15 protein-coding genes and 1 riboswitch are annotated in these 14,380 nt (G+C 40.3%); of the genes, 1 reads left to right on the forward strand and 14 read right to left on the reverse strand.

What is annotated here, in order from left to right; translation table 11 throughout:
* The first annotated feature begins 97 nt into the window (after window positions 1–97).
* A complete protein-coding gene (locus tag AC25Y5_RS13580; RefSeq protein ID WP_482102236.1) occupies window positions 98–334 on the forward strand; it encodes a YuzB family protein in 237 nt (78 codons plus the stop codon).
* 44 nt (window positions 335–378) lie between these two features.
* Here AC25Y5_RS13580 and AC25Y5_RS13585 read toward each other — a convergent pair whose 3' ends face one another.
* The 14 genes from AC25Y5_RS13585 to AC25Y5_RS13650 all read right to left on the reverse strand — a co-directional run bounded on the left by AC25Y5_RS13585 (window position 379) and on the right by AC25Y5_RS13650 (window position 14,070).
* Complete coding sequence (locus AC25Y5_RS13585; RefSeq protein ID WP_488140761.1) at window positions 379–1,143, reverse strand: TIGR01457 family HAD-type hydrolase; 765 nt, start codon at window positions 1,141–1,143, stop codon at window positions 379–381.
* Window positions 1,140–1,589: a DUF86 domain-containing protein gene (locus AC25Y5_RS13590; RefSeq protein ID WP_488140762.1), complete on the reverse strand. Its 450-nt coding sequence runs from the start codon at window positions 1,587–1,589 to the stop codon at window positions 1,140–1,142. The genes AC25Y5_RS13585 and AC25Y5_RS13590 overlap by 4 nt, the downstream gene beginning before the upstream one ends.
* 105 nt (window positions 1,590–1,694) lie before the next feature.
* Entirely contained in the window at window positions 1,695–2,051 is a 357-nt protein-coding gene (locus AC25Y5_RS13595) for a YutD family protein (RefSeq protein ID WP_488140763.1), read from the reverse strand.
* An 18-nt stretch (window positions 2,052–2,069) separates the two neighbouring features.
* Window positions 2,070–3,029 (reverse strand): lipoyl synthase, encoded by a 960-nt coding sequence (lipA, locus tag AC25Y5_RS13600; RefSeq protein WP_482102240.1) that lies wholly within the window; start codon window positions 3,027–3,029, stop codon window positions 2,070–2,072.
* A 145-nt stretch (window positions 3,030–3,174) separates the two neighbouring features.
* Entirely contained in the window at window positions 3,175–3,882 is a 708-nt protein-coding gene (locus tag AC25Y5_RS13605) for an ABC transporter ATP-binding protein (protein WP_482102356.1), read from the reverse strand.
* 2 nt (window positions 3,883–3,884) lie between these two features.
* Window positions 3,885–4,664 carry an ABC transporter ATP-binding protein gene (locus AC25Y5_RS13610; RefSeq protein WP_482102241.1) on the reverse strand — a complete coding sequence of 260 codons (780 nt, stop codon included), beginning with the start codon at window positions 4,662–4,664 and terminating at the stop codon, window positions 3,885–3,887.
* A complete protein-coding gene (locus tag AC25Y5_RS13615; protein ID WP_482105863.1) occupies window positions 4,654–5,604 on the reverse strand; it encodes a branched-chain amino acid ABC transporter permease in 951 nt (316 codons plus the stop codon). Before AC25Y5_RS13615 ends, AC25Y5_RS13610 begins: the two co-directional genes overlap by 11 nt.
* Before the next feature lie 13 nt (window positions 5,605–5,617).
* Window positions 5,618–6,493, reverse strand: a complete 876-nt coding sequence (locus tag AC25Y5_RS13620; protein WP_488140764.1) for a branched-chain amino acid ABC transporter permease — start codon at window positions 6,491–6,493, stop codon at window positions 5,618–5,620.
* Window positions 6,494–6,579: 86 nt separating this feature from the next.
* Window positions 6,580–7,764: an ABC transporter substrate-binding protein gene (locus AC25Y5_RS13625; RefSeq protein WP_482105894.1), complete on the reverse strand. Its 1,185-nt coding sequence runs from the start codon at window positions 7,762–7,764 to the stop codon at window positions 6,580–6,582.
* Window positions 7,765–8,207: 443 nt separating this feature from the next.
* Entirely contained in the window at window positions 8,208–9,767 is a 1,560-nt protein-coding gene (locus tag AC25Y5_RS13630) for a Na+/H+ antiporter NhaC family protein (RefSeq protein WP_488140765.1), read from the reverse strand.
* A gap of 144 nt (window positions 9,768–9,911) precedes the next feature.
* Window positions 9,912–10,094, reverse strand: a riboswitch (Lysine riboswitch).
* A 58-nt stretch (window positions 10,095–10,152) separates the two neighbouring features.
* Window positions 10,153–10,929 carry a sporulation protein YunB gene (yunB, locus tag AC25Y5_RS13635; protein ID WP_488140766.1) on the reverse strand — a complete coding sequence of 259 codons (777 nt, stop codon included), beginning with the start codon at window positions 10,927–10,929 and terminating at the stop codon, window positions 10,153–10,155.
* Window positions 10,930–11,005: 76 nt separating this feature from the next.
* Window positions 11,006–12,379: a bifunctional metallophosphatase/5'-nucleotidase gene (locus AC25Y5_RS13640; protein WP_488140767.1), complete on the reverse strand. Its 1,374-nt coding sequence runs from the start codon at window positions 12,377–12,379 to the stop codon at window positions 11,006–11,008.
* A 3-nt stretch (window positions 12,380–12,382) separates the two neighbouring features.
* Window positions 12,383–13,207 (reverse strand): sulfite exporter TauE/SafE family protein, encoded by an 825-nt coding sequence (locus AC25Y5_RS13645; RefSeq protein WP_482102247.1) that lies wholly within the window; start codon window positions 13,205–13,207, stop codon window positions 12,383–12,385.
* Window positions 13,207–14,070: a DUF72 domain-containing protein gene (locus AC25Y5_RS13650; RefSeq protein WP_488140768.1), complete on the reverse strand. Its 864-nt coding sequence runs from the start codon at window positions 14,068–14,070 to the stop codon at window positions 13,207–13,209. Before AC25Y5_RS13650 ends, AC25Y5_RS13645 begins: the two co-directional genes overlap by 1 nt.
* Window positions 14,071–14,380: the final 310 nt, after the last annotated feature.

Raw genomic sequence — 14,380 nt, forward strand, 5'->3', positions numbered from 1 at the left:
TCGATTATAACAGTTTGTGACACCTTTCACAATAAGACACGATTATTGACGAAAGAGGTAAAAAAGTGTAGGATTCCAAATAGGCGAGGTGATCATCGTGAATCCAATTGTCGAATTTTGCATGAGTAATATTGCAAATGGTTCACAGGAAACATTCGAGAAGTTGGAGAAAGATCCCGGTCTTGATGTTCTCGAATATGGCTGTTTAAGTTATTGCACTAAATGTACTGATACGCTTTACGCCATTGTAAATGGTGAAATTGTTGAAGCTGAGACAAATGACGAACTAACAGAACGTATCTATCAATTCATAGAAGACAATCCGCTCTTTTGAGCATTATGGCTACCCGTCAATCATTAACGGGTAGCTTTTTAGATTTAGAACTCCAATAATGTTTGATAGGAATATGTCGGTTTCTGTCTTTTCCCTATACCCTCTTCCAAGGAAGTAACTCCCCCTGCAACGTGAACGGTATCAATGCCAAAACGAATTCCCGCTTGTATATCCGTATCGTAATTATCACCAATCATAATCATCTCTTTTTTTAAGTAGTCATTCTCTTGCTGAATGAACTCAAGCATATATGACTCGGGTTTACCAACGAATAACGGAGATACACCACTTGCGTTTTCTAGCAACTTTACGAATGATCCATTTCCAGGGACAAGTCCTCTCTCTGTCGGAAACGCTTTGTCGCTGTTCGTCGCGAGGAATTTTGCACCCTCACGTAATGCAAGACAGGCATCAGCCAATTTAGCATAGGTTATACTACGATCAATCCCCATGATGACAATGTCTGGATTCTCCACCGTAAGCTCTATACCTTCAATTGCTAACGCTTCTTCCAATCCTTCTTCACCAATCATCATGACTGATGCGCCTTGAAAATTTTCCTTGCAGTATTTTGCAGCCGCAATGGCGGAAGTCATAATGTGCTTTCGATTTGCTTTAACTCCAAATGCTGCCAACTTCTCCTGAAGTCGCAAGCGTGTCATAGAAGAATTATTAGTTACAAAATAAGGTTCTAAACCACTATTTTGTATTTTTCCAATAAAAGAGACCGCTTCAGGAATTGGTTCGATACCTCTGTAAACAGTCCCATCAAGGTCAAGGCAAATTGCTTTATAATTAGTAATACTCATTTATCTTCTGGGTAGAAAGCGGAGACTGGTCCGAGTTCATTTTCTAGGTAGTGGCGAACCTTGGTAGGGAATATGAGAAGTTCTTCCATCGATGCATTGAGTACGTTCTCGATCTCATTCACATCAATTTTGGTGAAATCACGGACAATCATTTTTCTTAACTCAATTACCCGTTTTAACGGATCTGCCATTTCCTTTGTAATCACTCGTTCGTCTTCCATGATGTCGATAATATCTTTATAACTTCCTGGATCACGCATGATAAAACCATCAATCATCGAGTTCCCGACATCAATAATCGATTCAATGATTACATGTGTTATCCGTTCAAGCGCAAGTGAATGAATTGTATCCTCTTGCCACTCACTTCCTTTTCTATATAACGCCAGCAAACTTTCCATATGGCTAAGTGATTCGCTAATTTGATTACGGTCGACAAAATACACTGACTTTCCCTCCTGATTGTTTAGACTATCTTATAATAATACTACATCTGATTCGATGAATTGAAAAGACCCGCGTGCGGATTTGGCATCCACTCGCGAGCCGGTTTACTCAGTAACCTCTGTTACCTGTATTTCTGGTGTTTCCGGAGTTTGTAGTACTTTTATTGTCTCCTGAACTTCCGGTTTAACCTTTTCCATTTTTTTCAATACGAAATAAGCACAGCCAAAATTACAGTATTCATACAAATAATCTTGTAATGTGTTAATTTTTGTTTCATACGTTGCTTTCTGGTTGGTATCTTCGAAAAAACCTTTTAAACGGAGTTGTCCGTATCCCCAGTCACCAAGTATGTAATCGTATTTAAGGAGCACGTCACTATATCTTGCAAGCAACGCTTCTTCATTAAATCCCTCACGGTAGTCAGTCATTATATCGAACTTCCAACTATCAATTACTATCATTCAACTTTCACCGCCAATTTAGCTTTGCAGTGCTGTTTCAAGTAGCTCATCACCTTGACGCTGCCTTTCCTTTGCGGCCGCGTTCACCTGTTCATCAGCATGGTAACTCGAACGTACAAGCGGACCAGCCTGACAGTGTGAGAACCCTTTAGACATTGCAATTTTTCTTAACTCCTCAAATTCTTGAGGTGAATAATACTTTTGTACTTTTAAATGTTTTTTAGTAGGCTGTAGATACTGGCCTATAGTCATTATATCAACTTTATGGGAGCGAAGGTCATCCATTGTCTCGAGAATTTCTTCATGTGTTTCACCAAGCCCTAACATCAATGAAGATTTTGTAGGGATGTCTGGCTGCATCTCTTTTGCACGGAGTAAAAGTTCGAGTGATCTGTCATAAGTTGCACGTGCACGAACTCTCGGCGTTAAGCGACGTACCGTTTCAATGTTATGATTCAGAATATCCGGTTTGGCGTCCATAAGACGTTCCAGATTCTCATATACACCGCCCATATCTGATGGCAGTACTTCAACAGTTGTAAACGGATTTTTTCTACGTATTGCACGAATTGTTTCAGCGAAAATTGCAGATCCTCCGTCTTTCTGGTCATCACGCGCTACCGCAGTAACAACTGTATGCTTTAGATTCATTAGAGCTACAGAATCCGCCACACGTTCCGGTTCTGCAATATCAAGTTCCGTAGGCAATCCTGTTTTAACTGCACAAAAACGGCATGCACGTGTACACACAGCACCCAGAATCATGAATGTAGCAGTTCGACGCTCGCCCCAGCATTCATGGATATTTGGACAACGTGCTTCTTCACATACAGTATTTAAGTTATTTTCTCGCATCATTTTTTTAAGGTCTGTATAATTTTCATTCGTATTAAGCTTAATTTTTAACCAATCGGGCTTTCTTACATGTTCGGTTCTATTTCCTTGCTCCGGCTTGCATGACACGTCGACCGACTCCATTCCTCTGAACTTTTAATGTATTTCAACTACTGTTGTCAATGTATCATATATTTAGACTTCAAACAACCGTCATAACGCTATAATTCTGACTCTTATTAGTTATTAAAAAAAGGTAGCGCTTGTATCCTGCGCTACCTTTCTTCTATCAATGTCCACCCAAGTAAGCTTTCTTAATCTCTTCACTGGCCTGTAGTTCCTCTGCAGTTCCTGACAAAATAACTCGACCTGTTTCTAGGACATATGCCCTATCCGCAATTGATAATGCCATATTTGCATTTTGTTCAACAAGAAGAATTGTCGTTCCTTCTTTATTAATATCCCTAACAACTTGAAATATTGTTTTTACCATTAAAGGCGCAAGTCCCATTGACGGCTCGTCCAAGAACAGTAACTTTGGTTTGGCCATGATAGCTCTACCCATCGCCAACATTTGTTGTTCCCCACCGGACAAGGTTCCAGCTGATTGCTTACGCCGCTCATGCAAGCGAGGGAAGATTTCGTATACTTTTTGGAAGTCCTGTTGAATACCCGCTTTATCTTTTCGTAGAAATGCACCTAATTCGATATTCTCTTCAACACTCATTTCTGCGAATACTCGTCTTCCTTCAGGAACGTGGGAAATTCCCGCCTTTACGATAGACTGAGCGGGTTTACCCACTATTGACTGGTCCATGTATTCAATGGATCCCACTTTAGGCTTCAATAAACCGGATAATGTTTTCAACAATGTACTCTTCCCAGCGCCATTCGCACCGATTAATGTAACAATTTCACCCTGATCCACATTCAATGAAACGCCTTTAAGGGCATGGATACTACCGTAATATACGTTTAAGTTTTCAACTTTTAACATGCTCATTCGTGAACTTCCTCCCCTAAATAAGCCTCGATCACTTTCGGATTATTACGGATTTCTTCAGGAGTTCCTTCAGCAAGGAGTACACCGTGGTCCAATACGTAAATACGTTCACAAATTCCCATAACCAAATTCATATCGTGTTCAATCAACAAAATTGTTAGATTAAACTTTTTACGAACAAAAGCGATTAACTCCATTAACTCTTTCGTTTCCTGCGGATTCATTCCAGCTGCCGGTTCATCAAGTAGTAGCAACTGTGGTCCTGTGGCTAACGCTCGTGCAATTTCCAGCCTGCGCTGTTTCCCATATGCCAGGTTCTTTGCATCTTCATCCTTATATTTATCCAATTCGAAGATTTTCAGAAACTCCATCGCTTTTTCTTCCATTTCTTTTTCACCAGCGAAATGGGAAGGAAGGCGTAACATAGAACTCAGAACAGAATGCTTTGCTAGTGAGTGATAAGCTACTTTTACATTATCCAAAACAGATAGCTCATTGAACAATCGGATATTTTGAAACGTCCGGCCAATTCCTCTACGGGTTACTTGAAAAGGAGCCATCCCATTAATGCGTTTACCATTAAATAATATATCGCCTTCAGTGGGCGTATAAACACCCGTCAAAAGGTTGAAACTCGTTGTCTTACCTGCACCATTCGGTCCAATTAGACCAATTAGTTCGCCTTGATTGATTTCCATGTTAAAATTCGAAACAGCTTTCAGCCCGCCAAACTGTATACCGACATCTTTAATTTTAAGTAACGGTTCACTTGTCATGCTGGCTGCCTCCTTTCGAACCTCTCCACAATTTGAAGTAATCCGTTATTTCCATTGTACCCATTAAACCTTTTGGACGATAAAGCATCACGATGATGAGTACAAGACTATAGATGATCATCCGTGTCTCAGGATAACCTTGCAAGAACGTGGACACTATCGTTAACAAAACCGTTGCAACAATTGCGCCTGATAAACTTCCTAAACCGCCCAACACTACATAGATCAGGATATCAATGGACTTTAAGAACCCGAAGTTTGAAGGTTGAATGATATAAAAGTTATGAGCATATAATGCGCCTGCGATACCAGCAAAGAAAGAACCAATCGCGAACGCCAGTACTTTATAATACGTTGTGTTTATCCCCATTGCATCCGATGCAATTTCATTTTCACGAACAGAGATACAAGCTCGACCATGTCTTGAATTTGTAAAATTGACGATAACGACAATTGTGACGAAAAGACAGATAAATGCAGAAGTCCATGTAGTTGCATGCGTAACTTGCATCCCCGCTGCTCCGCCCACATATTCGATATTCAAAAATACTATTCGAATGATTTCCGCAAAACCGAGTGTTGCGATCGCAAGGTAATCCCCGCGTAGCCGCAAACTAGGTATTCCTATTATCAACCCTGCAATTGTAGCAATTAGTCCTGCGGCTATTATAGCAACCGGAAATGGTAGGTTTAATTTCATTGTCACGATTGCCGAGATATATGCACCAACTGCCAAGAATCCGGCATGACCAAGTGAAAACTGTCCTGTAATACCTATTACTAAATGCAAACTGACCGCGAGCATTATATTAATGGCCATAAAAATTAATGTATTAGAGTGAAAGGTATTCAATATGCCTACATTAAGAAGCACTTGAACAACTGTATAAACGATAAGAGATGAAGCAACAAATGACCAAAACTGTTTCGACTTTTTCATGACTTTGTTTCACCTACACTTTCTCACGTGTATTTTTACCAAAGAGTCCAGATGGTTTGAAGATGAGTATTAAAATCAATATGACGAATGCCGCGGCATCTCTCCATAGAGAGAACCCGAGCGCACTGACAAACGTTTCTACAACTCCAAGCACAAGACCTCCAGCCATGGCACCTGGAATAATTCCAATTCCACCAAGGACAGCAGCAACGAATGCTTTCAAACCAGGAATAATACCCATTAATGGGTCAATCTTTGTATAATAAATACCGAAAATAACGCCCGCTGCACCAGCTAAAGCTGATCCAATCGCAAACGTAGCCGAGATTGTGTTGTCGACATTAATTCCCATAAGCTTAGCTGCTTCAGCATCATAGGAAACAGCTCGCATCGCTTTTCCGATTTTTGTTTTATGTACAATGAATTGTAGAATGATCATTAAAGTAACAGAAACAGATAGAATTAAGATTGCTTGACTGCTGATTTGAGCACCGAAAAAATCAAATGATTTATTGCGTAATACTTCAGGATACGCATCAGGTTGTGCACCACGCATATAAATAACACCATTTTGAATGAGAAGAGAAACCCCAATTGCTGTGATCAATGCAGCAATTCTCGTTGCATTCCGTAATCTCTTATAAGCGATTCGTTCAATAAGTACGCCAATAATTGCACAGGAAACCATTGATAATAGTAATGCAGGGAAAAACCCGAGTCCCCAACCAGCAATGGAGTAATACCCAATAAACGCACCTATCATAAATATTTCACCATGCGCAAAGTTAATCAGTTTTATGATTCCATAAACCATTGTGTAACCTAGTGCAATTAACGCATAAATGCTACCGAGTGAAATACCGTTTATTAGCTGTTGTAACCATTCCATGAACTTCTCACTCCTTTTCCAGCTCTAAAGTAAGGATTAAAAAAGAATGGGAGGAGGACATCCTCCCCCCATTCTTACAGTTTAAATTAAGGATTAACTTTTGTTTTAAAGACTTGTTCGCCATCTTTGAATTCAAGAATAGTAGCAGATTTGATTGGGTGATGGTTTTCATCAACCGAATACAGTCCAGTGATCAATTCAAGATCTTTCGTTTCAGCGAGGGCATCTTTAATTTTGACTGAATCCGGACCGCCTGCGCGTTTGATAGCATCAGCTAAAAGATACACTGTATCGTAACCTAGTGCGTTGAATGCATCTGGTGATTTACTGAATTTCTCATTGAACTTATCGTTGAAGTCTTGAATGATGCCATCTGGATCTTCAGATGAATAGTGATTTGTTGTGAATGTATTGTTCAATGCATCTGCACCAGCAAGCTCAATTAGAGTAGGAGAATCCCATCCATCTGCTCCCATTAGTGGAACATCGATACCCATTTCACGAGCCTGTTTAACGATTAGTCCTACTTCTTCATAATATCCAGGGATGAAGATGAATTCAGGATTCGCAGCTTTAATACGAGTTAGCGTTGAACGGAAATCAGAATCCTTACCTACGTATGATTCTTCAGCAATAATTTTACCGCCTGCTTTTTCAAAATCTTTTTTGAATGATGCAGCAAGACCTTTTGAATAATCGCTTGCATTATCAGTGAAAATCGCTACGTTTTTAACACCAAGATCGTTTGCTGCAAAGTTTGCTGCAACCGTTCCTTGGAATGGATCGATGAATGAAGTACGGAAAACGAATTCATTCACACTTCCGTCTTCTTTGACTGTTACTGTAGGGCTTGTTCCAGATGGACTGATAAGCGGTGTTTCGTTGCCGTTCGCAATTTCAGCCTGTGCAACAGTAGCACCACTCGTTGCCGCACCGATGATTGCAACTACTTTATCCTGAGTGATCAATTTAAGTGCTGCACTCGTAGCCTCAGCAGGATCGGATTTATTATCAACTTTCACAAGTTCGATTTCCTGACCATCAATTCCGCCATCTGCGTTTATTTCTTCAACAGCAAGTTCAATTCCTGATAACTCTGAAGTACCATAAGAAGCAACATTACCTGACAATTCAAGGTTGACCCCGATTTTAATCGTATCGCCATCCTTAGAGCCGCCTGTGCTTCCTTCTTCAGCTTTTTCCCCTGCACACCCTGCCAGTATTCCGACAGCTAGTGCCGAAACGGCAAATACACTTACAAACTTTTTCATTTTCAAATGAAATCCCCCTTTTTATTGATATTTCAGATAATTAAAACCGTTCCATCTTTTTAAAAAAAACTAACGATTCTCTTTTTCTAGAAATATCACTTTTTTCCTACTTACAAGCCCATTGTAAAACAAACTTCTTATTCAGTCTATAGCAATTTTCATATAATTATATTTCACTGAATAAAATATTCGACCTAGTAAATTTTTACAGTTATTTTTTGTATTATTATCACTAGATTAAATCCAGTTTATTCCTCCTTTACGATCACATAGGACCAAAAAATAGTGTTTTATTAATCTCATATCACTTTTTGGTCTTAATGCCTAGTATATACACCTATCAGACTATTGTCAAAACATTTTTTTGTTAGAAAACTATTATTATTATAATAAAAAAGCGGTAGCCTAAGCCACCGCTTTTTAGTATAAGATTATCAATACTATTAATGTGCCACTTTACTAGCCCGCATTGTCCAGACAGTAAAAAATACTAACAAAATAATAATAACGCCAACGAGGCCGATCCAGATCGAACCTGTAATACCAAGAATGACATAGCCCATCGTAGCGATTACAGCACTGATCAGCGCGTAAGGAAACTGTGTCGAAACATGATCGATATGGTTACATCCTGCGCCTGTAGAAGATAGAATTGTCGTATCGGAAATTGGTGAAGCGTGATCTCCGAATACAGCCCCCGCAAGAACTGCAGCAAGCGCCGGCAGTAACATTTCCGGTGCTGCTTCAATCATGATTGTTCCTGCAATCGGCAGAAGAATACCGAACGACCCCCAAGAACTTCCGGTTGAAAAAGCCATAATGCAAGCAAGTATGAACATAATAACAGGCAAGAATGAAACCGGTATATTTGATTTCATTACAAGGTCAGATAAGAATAGACCCGTTTCAAGTGTTCCGATTAAGAACGATAGTGACCAAGCAAAAATAAGGATTAAAACAGGCGGCATCATAGACTTCAGTCCATTTGTAAATGCACTGCCCATAAGTGAATAGCTTGCCGTTTCATTATTTTTCATCTGCTGCATATATAAAGTTACTGCAACTAACGTAGCTATAATTCCGCCCAACAACAATGAAAGTGCGACATCCGTATTTTCAAAGATCGAGAAGATATTCATCGATCCTCCAATTAAATAGCCAGACCAAATCATCACTGCAAATGTTACTACAACGAGTGTGACAATCGGCGCCACAAGATCTCGGATGCGGCCATGCGTGTGCACTGGGAATTCCTCTTTCAATTGACCTGGAATTGCTTTGTCAGGGTCAAATAATTGGCCTGTTTCAGTTGCAAGTTGTTCATGTTTCTTCATTGAGAATAGATCCAAATTAGTCCATGCAAGGAAGAATACCATTGCGAGTGTTGCGATAACGTAGAAATTCATGGGTGCCATCATTACGAACGCGGATAATGGCGAATAACTGATTGCTGCTGCGCCGCCAAATATAAGGGCGAGTTGTCCGATTAAAAAGGCACCCCAGCTTGAAATTGGTGAAATGACACAAATCGGTGCTGAAGTCGAGTCGATGAAATAAGCCAATTTCGCTCTTGAAACCCGGTGCTGATCCGTAATCGGACGCGCGATTTGTCCCACTGCCAATGCATTGAAATAATCATCCACGAAAATAGCAAGACCGAGTGATACCGTGAGCAATTTTGCCCCACGTTTTGTTTTAATATGGCGTACTGCCCATTCTGCAAATGCTCTGCTACCTCCAGACAAGCTAACGAAAGCAGTGATAACACCTAAGAGTAGGATAAATAGAACAATGTAAATATTTGCTGTATTTAGTCCACCATCCCAAAATGTCGCTTTAATGGATTGCCATAATATGCTCAGCGTTTCTACAGGAGCGAATGACGCCGCTAACAAAGCACCTGAGACGATTCCTGCTCCTAGCGATAACAGCACCCTTTTTGTTGCAAACACCATAATAATGGCGATTAGTGGTGGTAATATTGATACCCAAGTTCCAATCATTTTCTATTCCTCCATTTTGTCGGGTCGAGGCCCTTTCAAGGGGGAATACAAAAAACCGACTGCTAATTACACTTCTCGAGTGTAATTGGAGCCGGCTTTATCTACGTTTCGTTTGTTGGATAAATAATACAGCTTATCTAACTCACGACTTGTAGCTCATCATACATGTTGTTAAGACGTATGACAGTGTTATCCCTATTCGGAACAACCCCAGCCTGATAGATCTCGACGATCATACCACGCTTCGGCAAAGCTTCCTTTTGCACACGGTCATCGGTGTCAATCTCGCGTGTGTGACTAATAAGCAATGCAGCCTCTACCCAATCGATATTTCTAATCCTCTAATAGCCTATCAGTTATCCGCAGCATTTTCAAGTATTCTTCTTCACTCATACTCAGGGCTTAACGGAACTTCAACCGAAGGAGCATTATCGGTTCCATTATTGTAGATTTGAGGAACCTTCCCTTGAATAAGCCCCATGGCTACCGGAATTTTTTGATTAATAACACTTTTTTCAGTTGCAAGCGGAACTATAATCTGGACATTGACTGTTAATAATATATTCACTTCAACGTAGGCACTGTTTATACCAAAAGGAAGAATTTCCGTATCGATTGTCGCACTGACATCACCAATGACATGGAAACGAATTGGAATCTTAGGACCCAAGTTTCCTAGCAATGGGATATTCGTCGCTTGACCGATAGGAACGAAGAAGACGACTCCTCCTTGAGTTTCCATTGCATCGGGATCGAATTTGATTTCATTCTGCGGGGGTAATATATCAAGATTTCCCTCCGAAGCTTGTTGTAAATGGGACTCGACAAGCGTTTGGGTTTCAGCCAACACCCTGTTAATAACTTCCGTGTTAAACTTCCATGTAACAACACCCGTAGATTCATTGGGAATATCCACGATGATATCATTAACGTCGAGCACAGTAGCAACCCTTGAATTGATGGCCTTACTAATAACATGTGAGGCTATTCTTTGCGTCTGTACTTCTGCATATTGGACATATATTGGAGTAAGCCTCATATTGACTACATAAAAGAACAAGAAAACTGCTATAAAAAATGTAGGTACTAAAATAGGTAATAGTCTACGCTTTTTTTTCCTGGTTTTCCTGGTTCTCCTGGTGACTTGCCCCTGAAATTTCAAAACGACTCCTCCTGCTTTTAAGCTATGCAGGAATTGAGCCGTTTATTCTTAGGCGATATGCGCACAGTACCAATGATTAAGACTTAAAATGTTCGGTCCCGTACCAGCCAAGCACATCTCGAATCAACTCAGGCATGTAATACTCTACCTCTGCATGTCTGAGGGATGGAAAGAAATGTCCGAACGTAAACATATCTAATGTTGCAAGGGTATATTTTTGACCTGGTACGACCTCACGATTTCCCGCAAAAAGTTGTCCATGTCTATTCTGATATAATCTTTCATAAATCATCGCGCCCATTAATGTGCCCCGGAAACCGAGGCCTTTGATTTCAATTTGTGGCCAATCCTTATTTAAAGAAAGCTTATATACTTCTATAAGTTCGACTCCATCCAGTGTGATGAGACACGGGTTTATGGGATGTGGCAGAAGTGAATGCAAATCGCCTTTCGTTACCCAACCTTTATCGAGACTACCTAGGAAAATCCCTGCATTAAACATGGCACAATCAGCCTGTGAATAGGCAATGAGTGCCCGACCGAAGAACGAGGATAAGGGGCTACCCTCAAACAGATTCTGTTGCAACCGTGAAGGATTATCAAAGACCTTATCTTCCATCGCCCTTTTCCCAAGTTGTATTAAATGATTCGATTGGGCGATATCCTCTTCACTTCTTTTAACCAAATCCGCCCTAACTAGTTCTGCGTCGATAGTGAGAGTACTTTTTGTGCTACTAGCAACTTTCAATGTCACATGGCCCACATACTCACCATATTTACCCGTTGCAGCCAATAATGTATCCCCAATCAGCTTGCCTTCATGGAAAAGGTGATGCGTGTGCGCACCGAAAATGATATCAATCTCCGGACACTCCACTGCGAGTTGCTCGTCTTCATGAATACCCATATGCGATAAGCAAACGATTAGGTCCGTTTCTGATGCAAGCTGTTTGGCAATGCCCATTAAGCTTTCGCGGGGTGGCGTAATTTTCCAGCCCAATTTCGAATAGAACGCCTGATATTCTGCAGTTGCTCCTATAACGCCAATTTTCGTTCCACTGGCAGTAACATAAATTTTGTAAGGTTGCGCCCATTTCGGACGATTTCCATCCTGTTCAAACAAATTACTTAGAATGACTTCAAAACGAGCATCTGCGTAAAGTGAGTTTAATGCAGCTTTCGACATTGTGATTCCTTCATTATTACCTATTGTAACTGCATCATAACCAGCTTCATTCAACAGTCTAACATTTCCTTGTCCTTTCGTTCCTTCCGTAAATGGATGTGAACGATCCACGTGATCACCGATGTCGAATACGTAACAAGCCTCACCATTTAATAAGTGTTTATTCTTTTCATCACAAAGAAACCGGCTAATCTGTGGCCAGCTTTCAAAATGACTGTGGATATCGTTTGTATGATAAAAGTGAATCACTTCAATTTGATTCATATGTCACCCCAAAAGTCCTTCAATAATCGATCTGACTCCAAGTAAAAGCAAGATAATACGCAGTGCAACAACAACAGTTTCCGATTTCATTTTCTGGTTCAGCCGAGCTCCGATTTTGGCTCCAATGTATGCGGCCGGAATGACCGGAATCGTATATAACCAAGGAACATTACCGAGCGATATATGTGTAATCGAGTTGACAATCGCCGATAAGAAAACCATGAACATTGATGTACTGACTGCAACATGGGGCGGAAATAAAAAGAGTAACATCATGGCTGGTACTAGAATTGAACCACCACCGATGCCAAAAAGACCTGACGCAAATCCAACACCAAATGTTAGGATCAATGCAAACCAGACAGGAAATCCATAGACATAGGTCTCATCCATATTATCTGTAAATGTCCTCTTTTTACCATGATTTACAAACCAATCAACCGGTTTTAAATGCTTACGGACCAAAAGAATGATTGATAAAATAATTAATAAAATGCCGAAATAAAGATTAAACGATGGCAAATCGAGCCCTTTATTCACAAAAGCACCTAGGAGAGTCCCCGGAACACTGCCCAGGAAAAAGATATATCCACTCCTAAAATCAATTGTTTTGCCCTTCATATAAGAAAGCGTCGAAGCCAGTCCTGTGAAAATCATCATAATGACAGAAAGCCCGACAGCCGTTTGTGGTGTAATTCCATCTATCAAGCCCAGATTAATACCGACAAATAATGTCGCCGGCACAAGGATCACTCCACCTCCCAAACCCACGAGTGCACCAATAATCCCTGCCGCAAGACCGATAACGGCTAATAAGAAATACTCCATTACCATTCTCCTTCAAACAAGTCGAGCTGTTTTGATGTTAGACTTTCATAATTAATGTTAAGTACCTTTTGTAGCCGTTTAGCATTTTGAGCTGCATGGCCACCTGAGTTATTGTTAAAAATAACGAACGTTTTAGAAGTTTCTTGTTTGAGCTTTTCAACCGCTAACTGGATTTCATGGAGTTCAGTGTCATTATAGTTATATAAGTAACGCACTTTACGCCAAGCCTGATCATCACCAGTCGTGTTACGCCACCCTGATACATTTCTGCCGTGTAATCTAAAGAGCACTTTATCGGAGCGTGTTGTTACAGGTACAAGCGGAATGCTTCCTTCTCCTGCCTGTGGTTCGTCACACACTGAATGAATGACATTCATATCAGTAAGAAAACGTAAAGTCTGTTCTCTAAATGCAGGAGAATACCAAGATTGATGTCTAAATTCAACAGCAATATCATATCCATGTAATTGATTGCATACTTGTCGGATTTTAGTGACATTTACTTTATTACAATCAAACCACGGAGGAAATTGGACTAATATCATTGCGAGTTTTCCTGCTTCCTGAAGGGGCGTCATCGACAATCGGAACAAATTGTACATTTCATCAACGGTTGCATAAGGTAGTTTACCCTGATGATGACCCGTCATTCCTTGATATGCTTTAACGATAAAAGTGAAATCATTTGGCGTCTCCGTTATCCATTTCCGAATATTGCGTTCTGGCTGAATGGCATAAAAAGTAGCATCAAGTTCTACGATTGGAAAGTGTGAACTATAGTCTATAAGCTTCTCTGTCTTTGAGGAGGATAGGTTGTATACGTCAGGATGGTCTCCCCAACCGGTCAGTCCGATATGGATCATCCTTCTCTGCCCCTTTCAAATGAATCGATACTAACATATTAACATAGATGGACAACAGATTTGATGAACTCTACACCCTCTAACTATTCTTACTATATAGTCGGCACTTAACAAACAGGTTATTATTCCAAAACCGATTTGTTGCTAGAATTGTTCATTCTACTAGTGAGATGACCTTCATTTTCACTGGGCTATTTTCGGGCACTCTTGTACATTGTACAATGCGCTCCTTCCTAACTTTTAGATAAGAGTATGTCGTGCTCAATAAAAATGTGACACTTCCCTAAAATAGAGAATGAGACACGATAAT

It is taken from the genome of Sporosarcina sp. Y1011 (assembly GCF_057669885.1).